The organism is Streptomyces sp. AHU1 (assembly GCF_045343905.1).
Lineage (GTDB): Bacteria > Actinomycetota > Actinomycetes > Streptomycetales > Streptomycetaceae > Streptomyces > Streptomyces triticiradicis.
On sequence record NZ_CP174284.1, the window covers coordinates 160,334 to 185,815 of the forward strand.

The window sequence follows — 25,482 nt, forward strand, 5'->3', positions numbered from 1 at the left end:
CTCCACGTCGCCGGCATCTTCTTCTGGTCCGCATGATGATCCAAACGAAAGCGCCTAACGAGCTCGTGCACGACAAGCGGTGGGACGTCGAGCCCGTGATGGTTGATCATGGTCAGGTGGCGGAGAACAGGGCTCGTGCAGTGATCATCGGCAACCGTCGGATTACGGGCCTGACGGGTGATGTGATTGCTGAACTCGTCGCTGAGATAGGCCCGTTGTGGCATGAGCGTCATCAGGCCAGGCTGGCCTCTCGGCCGCGGAAGCGGGCCGTGGGCGGCGGGCCGAAACACCGTCTGGTGTTCGTTGATCGCTTGCTGGCCACCCTTGGCCATCTTCGCCATGGAGCCACCCATGACGTGCTGGCCTGCTGGTTCGGCGTGGAACGTTCAACGATCACCCGAGCTGTCAACGAGGTGCGGCCTCTGCTCGCCGAACGAGGCTGCACGGTCAGCTCAGACGTGCGGCTGCGGACCCTGGCCGAGGTCGTCGACCACCTCGGCTCGAGCGGGACGACCGGCATCATCGACGGCACCGAGATCCGGGTCCGACGCCCTGCCGCAGGGCGCAAGGACCGCAACAAATTCATCTCCGACAAGAACAAGCCGAACGCCGTCAAGTCCATGGTGGTCACGGACAGTACAGGCCGCCTGCTGTGGTGCAGCCCGGCTCGTCCCGCAAGCTGCGCGGACATCACCCACGCCCGGCAGTTAGGGCTGGTCAAGCTTCTGGCGGAGGGACCCGCGGTCGAGATTCTTGCCGGTGCCGGCTATCAGGGTCTGGGCGCTCACACCGGTGGCCGGGTGGTGACACCACCGCACCGGAAGTTCAAGAAGAACGCCCCGGACTGGTACGAGGAGATATACGAGCGCCGGCGCAAGGCGCACTCCTCACGCCGCATCTGGGTCGAGCACGGCATCGCCCATCTGAAGAACTGGCGGGCCCTGGCCCGGCACCTGGGCCGCCATGAGCACATGAGCGACACCGTCCAAGCCATCGCCGGCCTGCTGTCCCACCAGCAGACCGCGGACCTGAACCCGACACGGCAGAAGTGAACACAGGCCCCACCGAGGTTCTCGACGTCTCACCGCTTGTCGTGCACGAGCTCGTTAGCGCTCCAGCCGAACTTCTGTATTTCTGCTGGTCAACGGCCTGGCGGTGGGGATTTTAGCGGGGGTGGGGCATGCGTGGGGCGGTCTTGGACAGGTCGTCCCACCAACGCATGTCCGTCGCATGTAGTGACTACGTTGGGAACCTGCCGAGCGGCGACGGCGCCATCGTGACCAGTTCAGCACGTGGTCGCGACATGCAGGACGGTGGCGAAGCCGAGCTGCCGGCAGACGACGGATTTCGGCTGATGTGAGGTCCACAAGGTCGGGCGTGCCGACCTCGACACCCCCTTTCCCCTTTTTTCACGCTCTTGCACGGCCATCACCGCAAGGAAGGCGTGGCCGAACATGGCGAGTGTGATGTGGCGGTGCCAGCCCACGTAGCGGCGGATCTCATAGCGGTCCAGGCCGCACTCGTTCTTCGCGCTCTGGAAGCACTCCTCGATCTTCCAGCGGCAGCCGTCGACGCGGGCCAGATGGGTGACGGTTGCATCCAGTGGGGCGCAGGCGAGGCAGGAGGCGATCTCGTCGGGCCTGCTGATGCTGCGGCGGACCAGGACCCATCTTTGGCCGCTCGCGCCGCCGCTTGTCAGTGGCAGCCCTGGCCTGCTACAAGACCGGCGAGCGATCCCGGCTGATCTACCGGCCCTGCCCGGAAGCCCGGCCCGACGGACGCAAAAGCTTCTCCTGGAAGGACCACCACAACCTGATCCAGACCGCGCGCCGGCAGCCCGGCGGCTGGACCGTGCCGGTCTGGGACGGCCTCAACACCCACCTCACCGCTGGCATGCGCCGCTACATCGCCGACCGCGACTGGCTCACCGTCTACCAACTGCCGCCCTACGCACACGACCTCAACCCGGTCGAGGGCATCTGGTCAATCCTGCGACGCACGACCACGGCCAACCGTACGTTCAACGACCCCGAAGACCTGATCACCGCCGTCCGGCGCGGCTTACACCAGCTCCAATACCGCCACGACGTCCTCGGCGGCTGCCTCACCAGCACCGGCCTCCGGCACCAGCCACCATGACGACATCACGTATTCAAGGTCAGTAACTCCTTGCGGAGATGGGCCCGCGTGGCCGGACATGGGATTCCGGCACGGAACGCATAGCCGAGTGCTGAGACGATCATTCTTATTCACGAGTTCGAACGCCAGCTAAAGGGATGGAAGGGAAGGGATCTTCGCCATTCACGCCTATTTGTCCGCCTTGATCCACGGACAGGACACAGACAGCCCCGCTCCTTCTACGGTTTCGACCGCCGCGCTGAACAAGCATGACTGCTGACGGTCCTCTCGCCCACGCACTGTGCCGCGCACTGAACGAGGACCTAAAGCTCCCCGACGACGCTGATGCCCAGCCCTCCCATCGGGCCGCTAATTCGGGTAGCCCGCGAACCTCGACGTGTCCCAGGACGGCCGACACCAAGAGGACCCGAGACGGGCTCGATTGTCGCCCGCTCGGCACCTGAGGTGGACGGCGCATCGCTGACTCTGGCCGAATCTCATCGAAACTCGAGCAGGTGTCGCCCCGGCTCCGGACTGATCTGGACCAGGAGGCATCTTGCGGACAAGGGTGCGCCAGATTTGGTCAGCCCACCCGCCGCTGCGGGGTGTTCGCCTCCGTCAGAACCCGACCATACGGACCCGCAGACGCCTCAGCCAGGCGTCGAGTTGCAGGACCTGTTCGACATCAGCGCGCCCCAACCAGCCGCCCCGGTCTAGCAACTTGGGGTCCTCGATGTACGCGGCGGCCCTGGACCGGTCCAGGAGCGGCAACACGGGAGCCGAACGGTCGTCGAGGAGGTCCCTGAGCCGGATGACCAGCGCCGCCTTGTACGTCTTGTCGTACGTGATGGGGTACGGCACTTTGGACCGAGTCAGGACGGACGAGGGCACCAGATCATCGGCAATCGCACGAAGCAGACTCTTCTCCCGGCCGTCGAACGACTTCATCCGAGCTGGCACGTTGTACAAGAACGCGTAAAGCCGGTGGTCTGCAAACGGAAACCGCACATGGAGACCTGCGGCGGCGCCTAGACGCTCGGAGTGTAGGACCGTCTGCTCCAGCAGGCGGGTCGTGGTCAGGTAATCCACTTGCCGCGCCAGGCGGTCGACCGGAGTGTCGCCCGGCAGCGAGGGAACCTCCGTGAGGGCCTCGCGAAACATCCGGTCGGTGTGCCCGGTGACGTCCAGGCGGCCGAGAACGTCCTGCCGGAAGAGGCCAGTGCCCAGCCCGTGCGGCAAGCCGAACTTCCGAGCCCGTTCGATCCACGGGAACGAGGTAAGGACACGACTCTCGTCGATGTGTCCGCCCAGGCCACCGAACATGGCGTCGGCACCCTCACCGCTGAGCACCGTGGGCGTGCCCTCTGCGATCCGGCGGCTGAACAGGTACGGGGTGATGTTCTTGTCCCCGAACGGGGTGGGATAGTCCTTGGCTGCCAGGGACAACGCCCGGGCGGTCGGCGTCGTCAGTTCCTCGGCCCGCAGGACGATCTCCTCGTGGTCGCACTTCCAGAACTCCGCCACCTCCTGAGCGTACGGCCGGTCCGGGACGGCGATGGCTGTCTTGCCGAACACGACGGTGAACGTGCGCGGAGCGGGGCCGCCAGGACTGCGTGCCACCAGACCCGTCAGGACGCTGGAGTCGAGGCCACCGGAGAGCAGGACGGCGGGCGGGATGTCGCGCAGGTCCCGCGCGACGGCGTCCTCCAGTATTTCCCTGACACGGCCGACGGTGGTGGGGAGATCGAGCTCGTGCGGCGCCGCGCGGAGCGACCAGTAGGAGCGGGTCTCTCTGCGGCCGGCTGAACAGATCACCACAGTTCCGGGCAGGACCTCGCGCACCCCGCGCAGTACTCCATGCCCTGGGGTTCGCAGTTGGGTGAGGAGCGCGCACAGGCCGTCGGCGTCCAGTTCCGCCTCAAGGCGCGGGTGTGCAGCCAGCGCCGCCACTTCGGACGCGAATACCACGCCATCAGCGACTTCGGTCCAGCTGAGGGGTTTGATGCCCAACCGGTCGCGGCCAAGCAGGAGTTCTCTGGTGCGCCCGTCCCAGAGGACGAAGGCAAACACGCCGTCCAGTCGTGTCACGGCCGCCAGCCCGCCACTCAGGTACGCGTTTAGCACGGCGGCGGACTGCGCGCACACTCCGCCGGGAGGGACGGGAGGCTTGACCGTGGTGTCAGCGCCCACGACGTACCCGTCGCACACTGCGACGATCGCTTGTCCGGCTCGCTCCGTGATAGCAGGCCCGCACAGGGCAGAGCCGGTCAGTCCGAGAACCAGCTCTGGCCCCGCCCAGGTGGCCGCTTCCCCCTCCCCTCGGGAGGAGGCGTCCATCATCAGCGCCATAGCGGTCTGGCCTTCGCGCCGTACGTCGAGATCGGGGTCGAACCAGCCCAGCAATCCAGACATTATTCCTCACGGTTTTCATAGGTGGTGGCCGGACGACAACACGGCCGTCGGACGACTGCACAGCCGATGTGGGAATGCACGTGCCGGGGGCGAGTTTCATCCTCGCTGCCCATTCCCGCCGGGCAGCGCAGATCATCTCCGAGAGCCCCGAGTCTGTCAATGCGGGGAAAGAACGCCGGTAGGCGCTTAGGGTGTGCACTCCACCCGAGCGGCGCGATATGGAATGGCTGCCTGAAAGGGAATTCGATCGGCATGTTCGCGAACCTCATCTACGCCAGGGCCAGCGGCTGCGCCTGGAGATCGCCGTCTCCCTACTTTGACACATCGCCGTTGGTGCCTGAGGTGGTCTGCGCAAAGATGCGCTTCACAGGCTTGACGACGTCCGTCTCGCCGACATCACGAAAACCTCTGAACTTCTTGGCATTTTTCGGACTCGCCTCCACCCTCTGCTGCTACAAACGACCTCCCCCTCACCGCATAGGGCACGGGCTTGAGGGAGGGGACCGGTGGGGTGGGTGCTGCTCCGGTCCGGGGCAGCGTTCATGCCGCATCCCTCGTTCCGTCCCACCCTCAACTCTTGCGCAAGCGTCGGCGCTGATCCGTCATGCGACTGCTGTGATTACGCGGTGATCATGCGGTGATCTCCAGAAGGTCCCTGCCTGTGAGGATTCAGCTCGGCGTGGACGAAGAGATGGGCGACCCGGCGATGGATCGGCCCGCCACGCCCCGCACTCGAGGGCCCACGTGTCCGCTGCAGAAAAGGAAATTGATCCCGTATGAACCTGGCTAATGCCCGCAGGAGAACCGTCCGCCGCATCATGAGTGCCTTTTTCCTCAAAGTGAGCGGAGGGGACAAGAGGTTCCGTATCACCTCTCCGTACGAAATTTTTCCGGAAGCCAGGGAATTTGAGCAGCAATTCCAGACCATCAAGGCCGAGGTGGACGCTCTCGTCAATCTGAAGAAGCCTCAGAAGTACAGCGAGATCGACCCCGGACGCGCGGCGGAAGTCTCGACGGACTGGAAGATCTACTACGGCAGCCTCATGGGCGCTATCAGCCCGGAAGCCAGGACACTTATTCCTTCCATCACGTCCTTCGCAGAGAAGTCTCCGAATGTCGTGAGCACCATCGTTTCGATTCTCGAACCCGGCGTGACGCTGAAGGCCCACGTGGGAACCAACGGTGGTTTCCTGCGGTACCACCTGACGCTCCAGGCGCCGGAGGTGAATGCTCCCTACATCCGGGTCGACCGGGAGGAGTACACCTGGCGCGAAGGGGAGAGCATCATCCTCGACGACACCTTCGACCACGAGGTCTACAACGAAAGCGACGAGCGCCGCATCGTCCTTATCGTGGACATCTACCGTCCGATGAATCGCTTTGCGGACCTCCTGAACCGGATGCACACCCGGACCCGCCGCAAGGCAGCCGGCGGAATCCTCGAGGCCTCCCGGATCCTGGTCGCCCAGTAGCCGGAACAGGACGCGTCGGCGCGCGCCACTCGCCCGCCACGACGTGATCCGCGTTCGTCCCGCCAGAGCCCCGTCCACAAAAGAACGGGAGCTGAAGGCTTTCATCCATCGTCTGCAGCCGGTGGTTAGGTCCGCGTCATGCCACCTCGCTTTTCCACCTGGCAACGGTTCGGAAGTGGTCCGATGAGTTACGAGAACGCTGTCGCCCTGATCGGCATGAGCGGCCGATTCCCCGGCGCCCGCGACTTGGAGAAGTACTGGCACAACCTCCGCACCGGAGCGGACAGCATCAGCCGGTTCAGCCGCGCCGAGCTGCTGGCAGCGGGCGTCGACCCGGTGCTGGCCGGGCACCCCGACTTCGTCCCCGCCGCAGGCATAGTCCCGGACGGCGACCGCTTCGACCGCGCGTTCTTCGGTTACAGCGCCGCCGAGGCCACCGGGATCGACCCGCAGCACCGACTCTTCCTGGAATGCGCCGCCCAGGCCTTGGACGACGCGGGGCTGGACCCGCACCGCTGCGGTGAATGGACCGGCGTGTACGCCGGCTGCGACCACACACCAGCTCCCACGGCCGGCCCCGTCGATCCCGCTGCTGCCACGCAGCGTGTGATCGGTCGCGAGAAGGACTTTCTGGCCACACGTGTCGCTTACAAGCTAGGGCTGCGCGGCCCCGCCGTGACCGTCCAGACCGCTTGCTCCACCGGCCTGGTAGCCGTGCATCAGGCGTGCCGGGCATTGCTCGGCTACGAGTGCGACATTGCGCTGGCTGGCGCCTCCTCCGTGAGACCGCTGCAGACCGGCGGGTACCTCTACCAGGAGGGATCCATCCTCTCGGCGGACGGCCGGTGCAGGCCCTTCGACGCCGATGCCACCGGTACCGTCAGCAGCGGTGGCATCGGAGTGGTCGTCCTGAAACGGCTCGCCGACGCACTGGCCGACAGCGACAGGATCATCGCCGTCATACGAGGATCGGCCATCAACAACGACGGCGACCAGAAGGTGGGTTACACAGCTCCCTCAGTCTCCGGTCAGCGCGCTGTGATCCAGATGGCGCTGGCACAGGCGGGAGTCGACCCCTCCGAAATCGGCTACGTGGAGGCACACGGCACAGGAACGCCGGTCGGCGACCCCATCGAAATCGCGGCGCTTAAGGCAGCGTTCACGGAATACGAACTCCAAACCGTCCGGGACGCACCCTGCCTGATCGGCTCAGCCAAAGCAAACATCGGTCACGCGGGCGCCGCGGCAGGCATCGCCGGACTAATCAAGACCGTGCTGATGCTGCGTCATCGTGCCTTCGTGCCCACACCGCACTTCACCCGCACCAACCCGGCGCTGGACCTGGACAGGTCCCCTTTCCAAGTCAGCACCGAGCACCGCGCCTGGGAATCAACCCGCCCCCGGCTCGCCGGTGTCAGCTCGTTCGGTATCGGCGGCACCAATGCACACCTCATCGTGGAGGAAGCACCTCACGACGACCCCGCCCAGCGCCTCGCCGCGCACGAGCGCCGCACCGGGGACGAAGGCCACGCTGGTGACGAGCGGACCGTACTGTGTCTTTCCGCTGCCACGCCCGAGGCTCTGCGTACGCTCCGCGACCAGGTCGCCGACCGGCTCGGCGCGGACGATGCGCCGTCGCCCGCGGATGCCGCCCACACCCTCAGCCGGCGCCGCAGCTTCCCGTACCGCCTTTCTGTCGTCACCGTCGGCGATGCGGCCAGCACGGCCGGACGGCTGCGCGGGACCGATCGCGTCACCGAGGCAGCGTCCCGCCCGCAGGCAGCCTTCCTATTCCCCGGCCAGGGCACCCTGCGGCCCGGCCACGGCCATGCCGCACACGCCCAGCTGCCCGTCTTTCGCGAGGTCTTCGAGGAATGCCGGGACCACGTCCTCACCAAGCACGGCGTGGATCTGCGCCGGGTCCTAGACCCTGAGACCGACCCCGCGTGGTGCATGGATACCCGCCATCAGCAGTTGGGCCTATTCGTCCACGGCTACGCACTGGCCCGGCAGCTCATGGCCTGGGACCTTACGCCTGTCGCCATGCTGGGGCACAGTATCGGCGAGTGCGTGGCCGCGGCCGTCGCCGGAATCTGGACGCAGCGTGACGCCCTTGACGTGGTGTGGGCTCGGGCCGGTGCGATGCACCGTTCGGCGCCCGGCCGGATGGTCGCGTTGCGCATGGCGTCCGAGCGGGCCGCCGCCCTGTTGGGCGACGGTGTCACCCTCGCCACCGAGGGGTCCGACCACGTCGTGCTGTCGGGACCGGTCGCGCGGATCGAGGAACTCGCCGCAGCCCAGGAGGCTGCCGGAGTCGCCGCGCGGTTGCTTGACACCCACCACGCCTTCCACTCCTCGATGATGACGGATGCCGCAGAGGAACTGCGCCGCGCCCTGGCGGCCGTGCCGACCCAGGCGCCCACCCTCGGGTTCGTCTCCGGCCTCACCGGCGGCTGGGCCGACCCGGAGCAGGCCGTGCGGCCCAGCCACTGGGCCGACCAGCTGCTCGGTACGGTGCGGCTGCGCCAGGGGATGCAGACGCTGGCGCAGGTAGGTCCCCGGCTGGTGATCGAGCTGGGCCCTGGCGACCAGCTGGTGCGCGAGGCCGTGCGTCGCATGCCGGACGCGGTGCCGGTGGCGCTGCTCGGCCGCACGCCCGAGGACGAGCCGACCGCCCTGCTGACCGCGGTTGGCAGACTGTGGGAGGAGGGCGTGGCGGTGAACCGGCCGTCACTGCGCGGCACCCCGCGTGGCAGGGTCTGTTCGCTGCCGCCGCACCCTTTCGCCCCCACAGTCATCAATCGGCCAGAGCTCACCGGGCCATCCGTTGACTCCCAGCAGCCTTCGGTGGCACTCTCCGCGGCAACGTCGTCCAGCAGGGCACCGGTGCTGTCCACCCCGGCTTGGACGGAGTCCGCGTTCGACGCGTCGGCAAGCTTCGACGCCCTGCTGCTGGTGGGCGACGCCCTGCCGGGTCTCGGCGCGGCGGTGGCCGGCGCCAGTGTTGTGCCCACCCGGTGGGAGACCGGAGCCGTGCAGAAGGCCGCAGCCGAACTGCGGGCGCGCGGAGCGCAGCGTCCTGTGGTGATCGCCGTGCCGGAGCGCAGTGCGAACGTGCTCGACCCGGACGATCCCTGGGCAGGGGCGGCCCTCGCCGAACTGACCGCCGCTGCCGAGCTGCTGGATGCACCGCTGCTCCTGGCAGGCCCAGGGTTGACGAACGCGTTCGCCCAGACGCCGTCTGGCCACGGATCCACACTGACAGCATGGGCAGAGCACCACGGTCGCAGCCGGAAGGTCGCGCTGCTTGACACCGGCACGGGTCCCGCTCCCGACCGGCTGCCCGTGCTCGACGACGCGGTCACCGCCTATGCCTGGCACGGCCAGCGCTGGTGGTCTCACGCCGCCAGGCCTGTGCTGCCGGTCCCAGCCCCCGTCGACCGCGGCACTGTCGGCTGGTCCGTCGTCACCGACGATCGTCCAGATGGCGCGTTGCTCGCTGCTGACCTGGCCGAAAGCGGTCTGCCGGTGCGGGCGTTCACCGACCTGACACCCCCTGCAGCCCTCGGGAAGCGCTTCGTCGAGGCGGTCGACGGCGTGACGTGGCACAGCAGTGAGCCCCCGCTGAACCGCAGAAGCACCCTGAGCCGCACCCTCGACCTGTACTGCGCGGGACTCGTCGGCCGTCAGATCCTCTCCATTACGGGCCTGCGGGGTGGGGAGCGGGCCACCGACGAGGAACTGCGCCGCCGTATCGACCCCGACGGTCGTCTGCCCGCTCTCGCCGACTTCTGTGTGCGCGTGCTGACAGACGAGGGCTGGCTGCGTGACGGGCCGGACGGACGCCATGTCGACGAGGACGTCTCCAGCTCCGTCGAAGCCGCCCTGGCCGGTGGCGCGCAGCTCACTCAACTCCCCGGCCTGAAGCGAATGCTGGATCACGTCACTGCCGCATACACCGACGTGTTCAGCGGGCGGCGCACCCCGGTCTCGGTGCTCTACCCCGATGCCGATGTCGACTTCCTCGACAACTGTCTACGCGACAACCACATTCCCCTGGACGACTGCGCGGCAGCCCTCACTGCGCTGCGTACCGTCATCCGCGAGGCCACCGCCCGACGGGGGGATGGCGACGACAGGCCGTTGCGCGTGCTGGAGATCGGCGCGGGCGCTGGCAGGCTCACCTGGCCGCTACTCACCGACTGGCCCGAGCGCCACGGTGTCGAGTACCACGTGACAGACGTAAGTCCGCTGATCGTGCGGCGCGCTCAGGAGCGCGCCACCGAACTGGGCCTGACCAACATGCGGTTCTCGACGTATGACATCGGTCGTGACCCGGTCGAGCAAGGACTGGCGCTTGGCAGCTACGACCTGGTGATCGGCTACAACGTCGTGCACGTCGCGGAGTCGATTCCCACCGCCCTGGGGCGGCTGGCTGCGCTGCTTCGGCCGGAGGGCCGGCTCGGCATGGTCGAGGTGACGGAAATCGCCCGATGGTCGCATGTCCTGTGGGGGCTGGCGCCCGGCTGGTGGGATTTCGGCGACGAACTGCGCGTGGACTCCATCCATCTAGACGCCGAGACGTGGCAGCGTGCCCTCGCGAACGCTGGGTTCACCGATGTCCGACCGGTGCCGGCCAGTTTGGCCAGTGACCACATCACCTTGGTCGCCGCTTCGCCGGGCCCTGGCCTGCAGGGCGGCCCCAACGGCCTTCTCTACCTGCCCGCCCTGCGGGAGAGCGTCGCCCGGCGTTGGACGGAACTACGTGCCATGGCCGCCCCGGATGAACCTGCCTGGGTCGTCACAGAGGACCCGGAGGCATGGCCAGAGCAGTGGCTGCGTCGGACACTGGATCCCGATCCGTGCTCTCCCGCATGGGGCCACCTGGAGGTCTCCCGCGTCGAAGCGCGTGACCTGGCCGACCTGTTCGGCAAGCACGAAATGCCGTCCACGCTGGTTCGGCTGTCGGGTCCGCTCCCCCGCGAGCCGGAGGCCCTGCCGTCCGCCGACCCGGTGGTCGCGTCCGCAGCGTCCGCCCCCCGTCGGCTCACCCGGCTCGCCGCCGACCTCGCCGCGCTCTGGCAGGAAGTCCTTGGCACCCCTGTTGATGACGACAGCGACGATTTCGCCCAGCTCGGCGGCGACTCCCTGATGCTGGTCCAGCTCAACGGTCTGATCCGAGTACGGCTGGGACGGCAGCTTCCGGCGGCGGCACTCGCGTACCCGCTGACCTTCGGCAGCCTGCTGGCAACTCTGGAGGGGACTGAATCCTCCGAGGGACCGGGGGCGACCGGCGCATCATCCGTCGCCCCCCTTGAGCCGGAAGGGATAGCGGCGCGGGGCCGGAACCTCCTGCCCGACCATGTCACCCTGCTGCGAGAGGGCGGACCGCACAACCCCTTGTTCCTGGTGGCCCCGGCTACGGGGAGCAGCCTCTGCTACCGGCAGCTCGCCCAACAGCTCGATGGTTCACGGCCCGTGTACGGACTGGACTCCCCCGGCCTCGACGGCCACCGCAGGCCGCTCGGCCGGCTGGAGGACATCGCTGCCCACCATGTGACCGTGTTGCGGCAGATACAGCCCAGCGGACCGTACCTGCTCGGCGGGTGGTCGTACGGCGCGATGGTGGGACACGAGATGACCAGGCTGCTGGAGGCGATGGGCGAGCGGGTGGAACTGCTGGTCGCCATCGACGGCTACCTGCCGCCAACCAGGGGGCTTCCGGTAGCAGCGTTGCCCTCCTGGCTGCTGCCCAGCGTCGCCCTCCAGATAAAGGCACACCTGGCCCGCCGCAAGATGGACCCGGGCGGAAGCAAGCGCACCGGGCTCGATGGCGAGCTGGCCCAGATACGCTCGCTCGCCGCGCAGCGTTCCGGGGCAGGTGTACCTGACTACGTGCGCCTGCACAACGTGAGCCTCAGGGCGATGCTCAAGCACCGGCCCAGTCCAGTAAACGGCCCAATCCTTCTTCTCAAGGCAGGCTCGGACGAGGCAGCGGCGAAGCGGCTGACCCGCCAGCTCTCCCGCCTCTACGGCGAAGTGACGGTGTGCCCGATGCCGGGCACCCACCACAGCATTCTCGGCCCCCGGCACGTGGCCGCGCTGGCAGCCGGGATCGACCACGCCCTGGCCGGGACTGTGGCTGTCATGTGATCCATGGGCCGTCGCGCGCAGGCGCGACGACCCACGCCGGGCACCCCGGTCGTGAGGCATCCCGACGTATCCCCACAACGGGATCATGCGGGGTTCTCCGCCGGGGCGCCCGCCCCGGCCGTCGGCCGCGACCCGTCTCCCGCTTCCACACTCTTTCCTGACTGAAGGCGTCGTTTCATGGCACACCGCACTCCGCTAATCGGCCCTGTCCTCCTCCAACACCTCTTCGACGCCCAGGTCGCCCGCGTCCCGGACCGGACAGCGCTGCGGGACGCCCACAGGTCGCTCACCTACGCCGAGACCGCCCGGCGCGCCGACCACCTTGCTGCCCGTCTGCACCGGGCGTGCCCGCAGCCTGGCGCACGCATCGGCCTCCATCTGCGCCGAGGGACCGACACGGTGGTGGCGATGCTCGCGGTCCTCAAAAGCGGTCATACTTACGTACCGCTCGATCCGTGCTACCCGGCGGAGCGTCTCCGCTACATGGCCCAGGACGCGGCACTCACCCTTGTGGTCACCGACCAGGACCTGCCAGACGGATTGGCCGGGCTGCCCACGGAACTCATCACGGAGCCGGTCCCGGGCACCGCGCCGAACCCGGCCCCACCCTGCGCGGCAGATCCGTCGACCCCCGCGTACGTCATCTACACGTCCGGCTCAACCGGCCGCCCCAAGGGTGTGCAGGTACCGCATCGCAACGTCCTGTCTCTGGTCCGCGCCTGCGATGACCGGTACGAACTCGACGGGGATGACGTGTGGACTATGTTCCACTCGGCGTCCTTCGACTTCTCGGTCTGGGAAATCTGGGGGGCGCTCGCGCACGGCGCGACCCTGGTCGTCGTGTCGGAGGAAACCGCTCGTTCGCCGCGAGCGACGCTTGATCTGCTGGTGCGCGAGCGGGTCACCGTCCTGAACATCGTGCCTTCGGTCTTCCGTCACCTGGTTCGGGCGGCTGAGTCCGGGGCGGCGCCCGCCTTGCCACTGCGGTACGTCATCTTCGGCGGCGAATCCATCGACGTGGGTGACATCCGCGCCTGGCGGCGCCTCTTCGGCACCACGACGCGGTTTGTCAACACGTACGGCATCACCGAGGCGACCGTGTTCGTGACCTCTCGTCCCCTGACCGACGCCGAACTGGACGGCGAACCAGGCGCGTCGGCCTCCTCGTTCGCCCTCGATCTAGGAGAGCCGCTGGACGGCTGGGACATGCGAGTGCTGGACGAGGGCGGCGAGCCGGTACGCACCGGTGACACCGGTGAAATCCATGTGGCGGGCGACGGGGTGGCCCTCGGCTACCTGGGCAAGCCCAACCTGACGGGCGAACGGTTCGTCGAGTGCTCGATCGCCGGCGGACCGATGCGACGCTACTACCGCAGCGGAGACCTCGCCCGGCTGACCTCCGACGGGACGTTCTGCTACGCAGGCCGCGCCGACGACCAGGTGAAGATCAACGGCTTCCGGATCGAACTCGGCGAGGTGGAGGCGGCATTGCAGGGCGTCCCCGGCGTCCGAGACCTCGTAGTGGTCAAGGTGGTCAGCCGTATCGGCGGAACCATGATGGCGGCTTGCTGGACTGTCGCACCGGGCGCCGACCCCGACCTCACGTCCGCTGCATTGCGGACGACGGCCGCCACCGTACTGCCCCAGCACATGGTGCCCGGCCGCTTCGTCCTGCTGCCCGAGCTTGTGCTGAGCCCCTCGGGCAAGACCGATCGTCGGTTGCTGGCCCAGTCGCTGAGCCGTCCGGCGAGCGGCGGCGCTCCCCGGACGGTCTGACGCCCCGCTCCTCTCCTCACGATTGGCCCTGGCATGACACAGAAGCCCTTCAACGGCAGCCGCAACTTCAACTCCGACCCGTCCCGGCCAAGTTTCCTGGAAGAACTTTTCCAGGGCCGTTTCCGGTGGGACCTCATCCACCCGTTCCCCGAGCAGGACGCCGCGGACCGGGCCATCGGCGACACGGCCGTTACTGCCCTCGGGAAGTTTCTGCGCAAGTATGTCGATCCGGCCCGCGTCGAAGCAGAGGGGCGGCTTCCCGACGAACTGCTCGAACAGGCAAGGGCGCACGGCTACCTGAGTCTCCAGCTCGACGCCGCCCTGGGCGGCCTCGGCCTGTCCCACTTCAACACCTTCCGAATGATCGAGGCAGCCGCCGGCTGGTGCTTCCCGTTCGCGCTGGTAATGGGGATCGAGAACTCAGTGGGCGCGTCCGCCTTCCTTCCAGTGGTGCCCGAGGGCCCGCTGAAGGAGCTGCTGGCCCGACACCAGCGAACCGGCGGTCTGTCGGGCACCGCCGACACTGAGCCAGCGGGCGCCGCCAACCAGCAGCGCGTCACGACAGCCGAGCCGGTGGAAGGGGGCACTGCCTACCTTCTCAACGGGCACAAGATATTCGTCGGCCACGCGCCGGTGGGCAGCCTGTTCAGCGTGACCGCCTCGGTGCGTGAGGGCGACAGAGTCAGCACCCGGCTGTTCTTCGTGGAGGCCAACAGCCCCGGCTTCACTCACGGCGAGTGGCACGAGTTCGCCGGGGTCCGCGGCTTCCCCAACGGCTGGATCTCGCTGAAGGACGTCCGGGTTCCCGCCTCACACCAGCTCAACGAGGCGAAAGACCCCCTCGCACGGCTCACCCCGGCCGTCGCCCGGCTCGTCATCCGTGGCCGCATGCACATGATCGTTGCCCCGTCACTCGCCGTGGCCAAGCTCTGCTGCCGCTGGTCGCGGGAATTCGTCGACCGCAGAATGGTCGACGGCCGCCCGCTGCGCGCATACGAGGAGATAAAACGGCAGGTTTCCGCAACGCTGTCCGAGACCTTCGCACTGGAGAGCGTCGCCCGTGCCGCACTGCTGCCCGAGGACCTGGGACTGGGCCGCAATCTCGCCTTTAAGCAGAACACCGCCAAGAACATCGGCTCGGTCATCGCCTGGCGGATCGCCGACCGCACCCTCTCCCTGCTCGGTGCGGAGGGTTACGAAACCGCATCCAGCAAGGCCCGGCGCGGGGCGCCAGCCCTTCCCATCGAGCAGGCCATGCGCGACGTCCGCAACATGCGCGTCTCGGGCGGCGTCGACTTCATGATCAACTACTGGGTGGCGGCCCGCATGATCATCTCCTACTACTACCCCGAGCCTGACGAAAACACCACGCATACCGCCCCCGACCTGACGGGAGCCAAGCTCACCGAGCGCAACCGCACCCACCTCGAAGCGGTCGCCGCCTACGTGCGGCGCTTCGGCCACACCTGCCGGGAACTGGCCCGCCGTCACCCGGACCGGGCCGAACTGGCCGAGCAACAGCGCGCCCTGATCCTGCTCACCCAGATCACCAGCGAACTGCTCACCATGTCCGCGGCCCTGTCCCGCGCCTCCCAGATGGAGACCGCCCCGCAGGACTCCGACGGCGACGGCCAGCGACTGGCCGACCTGTACTGCTCGGCGGCCCGGCTCCGGCTCACGGACCTGTGGAACCAGCTCGACGAGGCCGCCTTCGGCACCGAAGCCGACTTCGCAGGGCAGAGCGACGCCTGGCATACAACCGACGGCCCCCGGCACCTGTCCGCCGGCCTGTTCTGACACGTCGTCCCCGCCGCACTTCGCGTACCGCATCACGAAAGAGGAACCAGTTCGTATGTCCGACTCCCATGGCCCCCGAGCCAGGCGTGTCACCCAGATCCCCCTGTCGGTCAGCCAGGAGGCCATGTGGCTCGGCTGGAAGCTCGAACCGGATCAGTGGTCGCACATCATCCCCACTCCTTTCCAGGTCACCGGCAATCTCGACAGCAACCAGCTGCGCCACGCAGTCGCCGCGGTGGCCACGGCGTACCCCCAGCTGTGCGGCCGAGTCGTCGAGACGGCGGACGGCCCGCACCTGAGCTGGACCGACACCACACCGATCCCAGTGACAGAGCACACGGTCACCGGTGACCGAGACAGTGAGATACGACGGGTCTGGCAGCGCCCCTTCAACCTGCGGCACGGCCCGCTGGCGCGTGTGGACGTACTGTACGGGCCGGACTGGACGGTACTGATCCTCGCTGTACACCACCTGGTCTTCGACGGGGCATCCATCCTTGTCCTGCTCGACCGTCTGCGGCACGCCTATGCGGGGCTTCCGCTGGAGAACACGGACCAAGCACCGGTTCTCGCCGCGTTCTCGGCCCGCTCCCGCACGCTCACCGACACCCCGGCTGGAGACACCCACCGCGTCTTCTGGCGCGAGATGCTGAACGAGCCGCTCCCCGTGCTGGAGCTGCCCGCCTCCGTGGACACCCCCGGCTACACCGTCCTCGACAGCGCCGTACCCCCGCATCTGGCCGCGCGCCTTCGGGAACGCGCCATCGACCTTGGCGTCTCCTACGTGTCAACGCTGCTCGGTGCCTACTTCGTGCTGCTGCGCCGTCACTGCGGCCACGACGACCTGCTCGCTTCCGTCCCCTTCCACGGCCGCACCGACAACAGCGGGCGCCGTGATCCCGCGCTGCGCGAAACGGTCGGCTACTTCGTCAACGCGCTGCCGCTCCGCCATCACGTCAGGGCCGAGGACCACCTGGCCGACGTGGTGCGTTCCGTCGGCGGCGAACTGCGTGCTGCCGCTCGCCACGGCGACCTGCCGCTGCCCGCAATCCTGCGCGAGGCCAACCTGAGCGGCTGGGACTCCCGCACCCGCACCCGCGGCACAGTCTTTCAGTACTGGCACGCAGGTCTGCGCGAGGACGTAGACGTGCAGAACCTGCACCTGCGCGCCCCCGGCGCCAAAAGACCTGAGGAGAAAATCTGTTCCCTCGCTCTGCTGGGCATGGAGAGCAGTGCCGACTACACGCTCGCGGTGATGGTCCGCGAGGACAGCGCGGGCACGCATGTGCTGTGGAAGGACCCGGAAGGAGCTATCGGTCCCACCCTGCTGCGCGTCCTTGCCGACGACTACCTCACCATCCTCGAGGCCGTCGCCAACGCCCCCGAAACCCGAGCCGGCGCGTTCACCGACACGGTCGCCACCACACGTGGCCAGGTCGTCCCCAGCCGGGTCGCCGCACTCATGGAGGCGCTGCCTGGCGTCCGGCGCGCACTGGTGACGCCAACCGCGGGCGATGCCGAGCTGCACATTCGGCTCACCACGGACGAGGAGACGACGGAGGCTGAGGCCCTCGCCGCCGTACGGGCCGAACTAGGCGGCGACACTCCCCGGCTCCGGATCACCCTCGCTCGGGTGGTTGCCGAGGGGAAGCAACAGGGCGACCCCAATCCGTCGGTCTCCGCGCCCGCACTCGCAGCCATGACCCGTGTGTGGGAAGAGGTCCTCGGCATCGATGGCATCGACCCCGACGACTCATTCTTCGAGCTGGGCGGACACTCTCTGATCGCCGAGTCACTGGTGCTCGCGGTAGGACGCGAGCTGGGCCGTGAGGTCCCACTGCGCGCCCTGTTCGAATACCCGCGGCTCGGCGACTTCGTTGACCACCTGGGATTGAACGGCACCGAGCCGAACGGGACGGCGACCGCGCCAGCAGCATGGTCCGCCGAAGCTGATATCCCACCTTGCACTGTCACTTCCACCACTGTCGCTGCCTCCACGGGCTCCACCACTCCCAGCTCCCGCGCGGACAACACATCCGGCCGTCCCGCCGTGACCGTCCCGGCAATCGGGTCATTTCCAGCTTCTGGATTCCAGCAGCGCATCTGGCTGGCGGAGCGCGTCGACCCAGACGCCGCCTCGTACAACGTGCCGCTCGCCTGGCGTCTGCCCGGCGGTGGGGTGGACGTCGATGTCCTCGCCTATGCGTTGGAGTTGATGACCGCCCGGCACGAAATCCTGCGCACTCGGTTCATTGAGGAGGAGGGGAAGCTGCGCCAGCACGTCGCTGATGTCTGGCGTCCCCGACTGGACCACGTGGACCTGCGGGACGCCACCAACACGGCGACCGAGCTACGCACATGGCTGAGCCGTGCCGCCAATCACTCTTTCGATCCCGCGGAGGGCAGGCTCCTGGTCGCAGCCGTCCTCGAAACCGGTGAAGCCGACGAGCAGGTCCTCTTCATCTGCCTGCACCACCTGGTGTGGGACGGCGAATCGGCGGGCGTCTTCCTGCGCGAACTGTCGTCCTGCTACGACGAGGCGTCCCGCACGACGACGGGGACGCCGGAGCCCGACGACAACGAGAGCTCCTCCGCCACACACCCGGCCTCCGCACATCAGGAACGTATAGGCTTTATCGACCAGTTCGAAAAGGGCACCGTCTACCCGACCGCGCCTGTCTACCACAACCTGCCCCTCTATCTCCGGCTGGACGGCCCCCTCGACCCCGCCCGTCTGCAGGACGCCGTCAATCAGGTGGTTGCCGCGCACGAAGCCCTGCGTACCGGTCTGGAGGAGACCAGCGGGCGGATCACCCAGCGGGTCCACGAACGTGCCCACGTGAAGCCGCACTGGTTCGCCCCACGCCCAGACGCGGACCCCACGACGGTCCCCGAGACCCTGCGAACCTGGGCCTCCGAACCCTTCTCACTCGACGGGCCCTCTCTGCTGAGGGTGGCCGTCCAGCCCTCAAGGGACGGCAGGCCCTGGCTAGCGCTTGTCGGCCACCAGGCGGTCGTCGACCGCACCGCGATGCTCGTCGTGGGCGAGGATCTACTGGCCGCCCTTAACGGAGCGAACACCGAGCCCAGCAGTTACTGCCAGTGGATGACCGGGCAGTCCGTCGAGGAGCGCGCCCGCGACCTCGACGTCCGGGCCGAAGCCCTCGGCGGACCCATCGACGCCGTTCGGCTTCCCGAACGCCGGCCCCGCAAACCCATCCACGTGTACGAGGAGCACAGCGTCCCCGTCCGGGTCCCCGACTCTCTGCGGGTCGCGGAGTTCGCCGAGCGGCACGGACTGACACGCGAGGACGTGCTCCTCGCCGCGTTCGCTGCCCTACTGGGCTGGTACTCGGGCCGTCAGGAGATGATGGTGGGCGTGGCCCATCCGGCGCGGCGTGACACCGACCGCCGTGTCGTCGGCCCGTTGGCGAACCTGCTGCCTCTCCGGCTGGAGCCCGACGCCGGAATCGGCTTCGCCACTCTGGCCACGCAGGTCGCCGAGGAACTCGCCGCCGCCCGGCGGCACGACCGGGCTCCCTTCGACGAACTGGTGCGACGGCTCGACCCCGCCAAGGACATGAGTCGCACCGCCCTGTTCGACATCCTGTTCACCTGGGCGCAGGTCCCCGCCTCCCTGCCCACCGCAACGGAACTCGGCGCGGGACACGGCAAGTACGACCTCCACCTGTTCCTGCGCCCCGAGGGCACATCGGGCGCGTCCGGGAGCCTGATCTTCAACGGGCTGTACTTCGACGACGCGCAGATCCAGCTCATGGCCGAGCACTACACCGCGCTGCTGAGGGCCGTGCTTGACGCACCCGGGCAGCCGCTCGGCACGGTAGAGCCCCTGACCGAGCGGGAACGCCACAGCCAGTTGCACGTGTGGAACGACACCGGAGCGGGATACCCGCACACTACGCTGCACGAACTGCTGCACGAGCGGGCCGAACAGCAGCCCGGCGCCACCGCGCTCACCGACGCCACCCTCGCCGTACCGACCCACCACACCTACCGCGACCTGATCGACCGGGCCGAACTGCTCGCCCGCGGTCTTATGGCGCACGGGGTACACCCCGGCGAACTGGTGGCCCTGCTGCTGCCGCGCGGTGCGGCACAGGTGGAGGCGATACTCGCCGTGCTGTTCGCCGGCGCCGCCTACCTGCCACTCGACCCCGCCCTGCCCGAGGACCGCAAGGAGTTCATACTCGGCGACTCTGAGACCCGCTGGGTCATCGTCCCAGACGGCTGCGCCGCCGACGTACCGTCCGCGTTCGACGGGCGGGTCCTCACCTCGGCTGATCTGGCCGATTCTCCCGGCACGGACGTCGCACTGCCTGATACCACGCCTGACGCCCCTGCATACTGCATCTACACCTCGGGCACCACAGGCCGTCCCAAGGGCGTGGTGATCAGCCACCGCAACGCCGTCCGGCTCCTCGCCAACGACCGGTTCCCGTTCTCCTTCGGTCCTGCCGACGTGTGGACGATGGCCCATTCCTACGCCTTCGACTTCTCGGTGTGGGAGCTGTTCTGTGCCCTCTCCAGCGGTGGCCGCGTGGTGCTCGTCGCCGACGCCGATGTCCGTGACCCTCGCCGTTTCTGGCGGCTGCTGCGCGACCAGCGGATCACCGTACTCAACCAGACCCCGACCGCCTTCCGCGAACTGCTCGCGGCGGAGCGCGACGAGCCGGCCCCCCTGGACCATCTGCGCTACGTGATCTTCGGTGGCGAAGCCCTCCAGCCCGCCCTGCTTCGCCCGTGGATGGACGCCCACCCGCACGTGCGGCTGGTCAACATGTACGGGATCACCGAGACCACCGTCCATGTGACCATCCGCACGCTGACCCGTACCGACGCCGACACGGGCACCAGCGTCATCGGCACTCCAATCCCCACCACGACCGTCCACCTGCTCGACCCAAACAGCGGACAGCGACTGCTACCGGTTGGCAGTGTCGGCGAGATGTACGTTGGCGGCGCCGGTGTCGCCGATGGCTATCTGAACCAGCCCGAGCTGACGACCGAACGGTTCGTCCCGAACCCATTTGGCCTAGGACGTCTCTTCCGCAGCGGTGACCTGGCCCGCTACCGCCCGGACGGGACCCTGGAATATCTCGGTCGAGCCGACTCCCAAGTACAGGTGCGCGGCCACCGCGTCGAACCCGCCGAGATCGAGGTCCTGCTGCGGGAACACTCTGCCGTGGCGGACGCCGCCGTGATCCTGGAGGACGACCGGCTGGTCGGTTACCTCCTCCCACATCGGGAACCCCCGCAGGCCGGGGACATCCGCGCCTATCTGCGGGCGAGCCTGCCGGAGTACATGGTTCCCGGACCACTGCGCACGGTGCGGACGCTCCCGGTGACCCCTAACGGCAAGCTCGATCAAGAGGCGCTGCGCGCCACCGCCGTAGCCCTGGACACCGACGAGGGCCGTGCACCCGACACGCCCACCGCCGAGATCGTCGCCGGACTCTGGTCCGAACTGCTGGACGTGCAGCGGGTGGGGGCAGACGACTCCTTCTTCGCGCTCGGCGGACACTCAATGCTGGCAGTACGGATGCTCCGCCGAATCGGCGCCCGGTTCGGCGTCGACCTCGCGCTGCGGCTGCTCTTCGAGAACCCGTGTCTTCAGGACTTCGCGGACCTCGTGGACGCCAAGGCCAGCACGTCCGCCCCCCGCACGCCCGAGACGGACGCCGCCCCAGCAGCCTCCAGTTTCCAAGAGAGGATCTGGCTTGCGGAACGGTTCAGCCAGGACTCTGCCTACACCATCGTCTGCGCCTGGCACGCCCCCGCCGGCCTCGACCACGCACTGCTGCAACGCGCACTCGGGCTCCTCATATCGCGTCACGAGATCCTGCGCACCGGGTTCGCCGAGCAGGACGGCCGTCTGCGCCAGCGGGTCGACGCACCATGGACACCGCAGCTGGACAGTCTTGACCTGCGCCGCGCCAATCCTGACGCCAGTCTCCGAGCCTGGTCCGACGCACAGACAGCAACTCCGTTCGACCCGGCCTCCGGCCGGCTGTTCCGCGCCGCGCTGGCCGATATCGGAGAGCAGGGCCACGCGCTGCTGTTCTGCTTCCACCATCTGGTCGTCGACGGTGAGTCAATACCGGCCCTGCTGGCCGACCTCCAGCTCTGCTACCGCGCCGCGAAGGACGGCATCGAAGTAGGTGAAGTGCCTTCCCAGTACAGGGAGTTCACCGCAGCTCTGAAGGCGTCCCAGGACAGTCCACGGCGTACCGCGGACCTCGACCACTGGGAGCGTCGCCTCGCAGGCGCGCCCGTCCACACCGCGCTCCCCGTCCCCAGCGCTCCGGAACCGCACGGCGCGATCCCCCTGGATATGCCCGCGGACCTGACCGAACGGCTCCGTCCGGTCCAGCGCGAGTACGGCGTCTCCTGGTTCGTAATCGCGGCGACCGCGCTCGCCGCAGCGCTGCACCGCATCACTGGCAGCGACGACCTCACCATCGGCGTGCCGTTCTCCATACCCGACCGCGTCCGCTTCCCCGGTCTGATCGGCCCGTGCCTCAACACCGTGGTCTTGCGCTCCCGCCCCTCGGCCGACGCAACCCTGCTCGACCTGCTCACCGCCATGCGCACCGAGACACTCGACGCCCACGAACACGGCGGTGCCCCATTCGAGGAGGTACTAGAGCGGCTGAATCCGGCCCGTGAACCGGGCCGGACGCCCTACACCGATGTCACCCTCAACATGAACCTCTTTGACGGCCGCACCACCGGACTCGGTGACGGCACGATCACGCCCCTGGTCATCGACCCCATCGGCATGCGCGAGACGAAGTTCGCGGTCACCGTCACCCTCGTCGAGGAGCACGGCCAGCTCAGGGGTGTCCTCGCCCACCGGGGCGACCGAGCGGCTGCCGCAGACGCCCACCGTCTAGCCGATGCCCTCACGGAAATCATGATCGAGATGGCCTCCGCTCTCACCCAGCCTGTGGCCCTGCCCGGCGGAAGCGGCCACCCCGTTCCGACCCGCCCGGACACTATCCAATACCGAGACTTCGTCGCCGTCGAGACGCAGGCGCACGACACGGCACGACGCGCGGACGACCTCGCGTACTGGAGCGCCCACCTGGCCGGCGCCCCCCAGTACACGGACCTCGGCGCGGGTGGTCCCGCCGAACCCAACGGCACGGTGGACATCCCTCTGCCACTGGACCTCGCAACCCGCCTGCGCCTGGTGCAGCGGACCAACGACTGCACTCTCTACCAGCTAGCCGCCACCGCGCTAGCCACCGTGCTGCACCGCTGGACCGGACAGGACGATGTTGTCTTCGCCGCGCCGCTCGCCCATCGCGACGACCCGCGCTTTGCCGACCTGCTCGGCCCGTGCCTGAACACGGTGGTCCTGCGCTCTCGTCCCTCGGCCGACGCAACCCTGCTCGACCTGCTCACCGCTATGCGCGCCGAACTGCTCGACGCCCACCAACACGGCGACGCGCCCTTCGAAGACGTAGTGGACCGGCTGAACCCGGTGCGCAGGCCCGGCCGTACCCCGTACGCCGACATCACGCTCAGTCTGGAAACCCACCCAGCCGAGCCCGCCCTGCTGGCCGGCAGCCCACTGGTCCACCTGCCGCTAGCCCTGGACGGCGCTGGCTACCTCGGCAAGCTGGGCCTCAGCGTGGTCCTCTCGCTCACAGATAACGCCCTCACCGGCTCCATCTCCTACCAGGGCACCCGGCATCGGCGCTCCGACGTCGAACAGCTGGCCGCACTGTTCGGACGGGTGCTCACTGCCCTGCCCGATGCACTGCGCACCCGACTCGACAAACTCGACCTCGTCAGTGGGGATTCCGGGCAGGAAATGCGGCTGCGGGCCTGGGAGGGCGGGGGCGCACCGGCACCCGCGACCACCGTGCCGGCCCTGCTGGACCAATGGGTCCGACGGACTCCGGACGCTCCGGCCGTGGAGACCACCGGCGGTGTCCTTACCTATCGTGTTCTGCACGAGCGGGCCGTGTATCTGGCCACGCTGCTGCGTCCACTGCTCCCGGACACCGACCCCGTGGTGGCCCTCCTGCTGGGACGCGGCGAGGACCTGGTCGTGTCTATGCTCGCCGCATGGTACGCGGGCGCGGCATTCTGCCCCATTGACCCAGCGACACCGTCGGAGCGGGTAGACAACCTGCTGGCCGACCTGGACGCCTGCGCGGTGGTTACGTCCGACGCCGCCGCCACCGCGCGGCTTACCCGTGTCGGGACAACTGTTCTCGCTCCCCTGGCCCCCGCGTCCGGGCCCAGAGCAGACATCACGCCGCCGGCCATCGGCCCGACGGCTGTCGCCCCTACGGACATCGCGTACATCATCCACACCTCAGGCACCACTGGACGGCCCAAGGGCGTCATGGTGCGGCACAGCAGCCTGGCCCAGCTTGTCCGCTGGGGCGCGGAGTCCTTTGGTCTCGGGCCGGACGACCGCACCGGGCAGCTCCTCGGCGCCGCTTTCGATGCCACGCAGTGGGACGTCTGGTCCGCGCTCGCCTCCGGTGGCTGCGTAGTTCCGTATGAGGGACCGGTGGCTGCGGCGGGGCTCGCGCAGTGGCTAGACGAACGCCGCGTCTCGGTCGTCCTGCTCGCCACCCCCCTCGCCGAGGCACTGTGGGCAGCCGAACCGAGCATGCCCCACCTGCGCTGGATGCTGGTCGGCGCCGCGCCCCTCACCCGTCGGCCCCCGGCCGGCACCACATACCGGGTGCGCAACGCTTACGGCCCCACCGAGTCCACCGTCATCGCACTCACCCACGACCTGCACGCCGACGACCAGGGTCCGCTGAACGTTCCGGGCCGACCGATCACTGGAACGGACGTGCTGATCCTCGACCCGTACGGACAGCGCTGTCCGGCAGGCGTAACCGGAGAAATATGCATCAGCGGCGCTGGCGTGGCAGCGGGCTACTGGCGCCGACCAGACCTGAACGCCGAACGGTTCCGCCCCGCGGCCGAGGCGACGGTACAGCTGGGGGACGCCCCGGTGGTCTACCGCACGGGCGACCAAGGACGACGCCTCACCGACGGAACCATCCAGTATCTGGGGCGTGTGGACCGCCAGTTGAAGGTCCGAGGCCACCGGGTCGAACCTGGCGAGATTGAGGCCGCTTTGCTGCGCAGCCCCGACGTCACAGCAGCCTACGTCCACGGCGACTCGGACCACGTGCCCAGTCTCACCGCCTATCTGGTACCCAGCCAGGTGTTCGCGGCCCGGTCCTCGGTGGCCGAGGTGCTGGAGCAGCTGCGCACGCTGCTGCCCGCCCACATGGTGCCGGAGGCAGTCGTATGGCTACCGGAACTGCCTCTGAACGCCAGCGGCAAGGTCGACACGTTCCGCCTTCCCCGGCCTGGTCGCGCGGATCTTCCAGTGAGCATCGAACGCATCGTCCCGCGTGACGACATGGAGCGGCGGATCGCCCAGGCGTGGACGGACGTTCTGAGCATCCCCGACGTCGGCATCCACGACAACTTCTTCGACCTCGGCGGCAACTCCCTCTCCCTGGCACGACTGCACGGTCTGCTCACCCAGCGGATCGCCCCGGACCTGCCATTCACGGCGCTCTTCGAGCACACGAATGTCGCAGCGCTGGCTCAGGCCCTCACGGCAGGAGCGGACACCCCAGACCCGGTATTCACCGGGCCTGCCGACACGCTGCGCAACCGCGCGGCCAGGGCAAGGCAGGCGAGCGCCAGGCTGGCGGCGGCACGTCCGACAGCCTTGAGGAACTGA

The 25,482-nt window shown here is 68.3% G+C and carries 8 protein-coding genes; 7 read left to right on the forward strand and 1 reads right to left on the reverse strand.

Features of this window, described 5'->3' with window-relative positions; all coding sequences use genetic code 11:
* Positions 1 to 98: 98 nt before the first annotated feature.
* On the forward strand, positions 99 to 1,052 hold the full coding sequence (locus ACICHK_RS41810) for a transposase family protein (RefSeq protein WP_406841907.1): 954 nt from the start codon (positions 99 to 101) through the stop codon (positions 1,050 to 1,052).
* A 646-nt stretch (positions 1,053 to 1,698) separates the two neighbouring features.
* Positions 1,699 to 2,139, forward strand: coding sequence for a transposase (locus ACICHK_RS41815; RefSeq protein ID WP_406841908.1), 441 nt, complete (start codon positions 1,699 to 1,701; stop codon positions 2,137 to 2,139).
* A gap of 597 nt (positions 2,140 to 2,736) precedes the next feature.
* On the opposite strand, the gene ACICHK_RS41820 is transcribed toward ACICHK_RS41815, so the two are convergent.
* Positions 2,737 to 4,530 carry an asparagine synthetase B family protein gene (locus ACICHK_RS41820; protein ID WP_406841550.1) on the reverse strand — a complete coding sequence of 598 codons (1,794 nt, stop codon included), beginning with the start codon at positions 4,528 to 4,530 and terminating at the stop codon, positions 2,737 to 2,739.
* A 776-nt stretch (positions 4,531 to 5,306) separates the two neighbouring features.
* Between ACICHK_RS41820 and ACICHK_RS41825 the strand changes: the two genes are divergently transcribed.
* From ACICHK_RS41825 to ACICHK_RS41845, 5 genes are all read left to right on the forward strand, one after another.
* Positions 5,307 to 6,002 carry an aspartyl/asparaginyl beta-hydroxylase domain-containing protein gene (locus tag ACICHK_RS41825; protein WP_406841551.1) on the forward strand — a complete coding sequence of 232 codons (696 nt, stop codon included), beginning with the start codon at positions 5,307 to 5,309 and terminating at the stop codon, positions 6,000 to 6,002.
* A 183-nt stretch (positions 6,003 to 6,185) separates the two neighbouring features.
* Positions 6,186 to 12,155 carry a type I polyketide synthase gene (locus ACICHK_RS41830; RefSeq protein ID WP_406841552.1) on the forward strand — a complete coding sequence of 1,990 codons (5,970 nt, stop codon included), beginning with the start codon at positions 6,186 to 6,188 and terminating at the stop codon, positions 12,153 to 12,155.
* Between the two features lie 177 nt (positions 12,156 to 12,332).
* Complete coding sequence (locus ACICHK_RS41835) at positions 12,333 to 13,931, forward strand: amino acid adenylation domain-containing protein (protein WP_406841553.1); 1,599 nt, start codon at positions 12,333 to 12,335, stop codon at positions 13,929 to 13,931.
* Positions 13,932 to 13,964: 33 nt separating this feature from the next.
* A complete protein-coding gene (locus ACICHK_RS41840; RefSeq protein WP_406841554.1) occupies positions 13,965 to 15,728 on the forward strand; it encodes an acyl-CoA dehydrogenase family protein in 1,764 nt (587 codons plus the stop codon).
* Between the two features lie 55 nt (positions 15,729 to 15,783).
* Positions 15,784 to 25,482, forward strand: a complete 9,699-nt coding sequence (locus ACICHK_RS41845; RefSeq protein ID WP_406841555.1) for an amino acid adenylation domain-containing protein — start codon at positions 15,784 to 15,786, stop codon at positions 25,480 to 25,482.

Coding starts and splice junctions, on each gene's coding strand:
- ACICHK_RS41825 (WP_406841551.1), top strand. CDS start 5,307: ATGAACCTGGCTAATGCCCGCAGGAGAACCGTCCGCCGCATCATGAGT.
- ACICHK_RS41845 (WP_406841555.1), top strand. CDS start 15,784: ATGTCCGACTCCCATGGCCCCCGAGCCAGGCGTGTCACCCAGATCCCC.
- ACICHK_RS41820 (WP_406841550.1), bottom strand. CDS start 4,530: ATGTCTGGATTGCTGGGCTGGTTCGACCCCGATCTCGACGTACGGCGC.
- ACICHK_RS41840 (WP_406841554.1), top strand. CDS start 13,965: ATGACACAGAAGCCCTTCAACGGCAGCCGCAACTTCAACTCCGACCCG.
- ACICHK_RS41830 (WP_406841552.1), top strand. CDS start 6,186: ATGAGTTACGAGAACGCTGTCGCCCTGATCGGCATGAGCGGCCGATTC.
- ACICHK_RS41835 (WP_406841553.1), top strand. CDS start 12,333: ATGGCACACCGCACTCCGCTAATCGGCCCTGTCCTCCTCCAACACCTC.
- ACICHK_RS41810 (WP_406841907.1), top strand. CDS start 99: ATGGTTGATCATGGTCAGGTGGCGGAGAACAGGGCTCGTGCAGTGATC.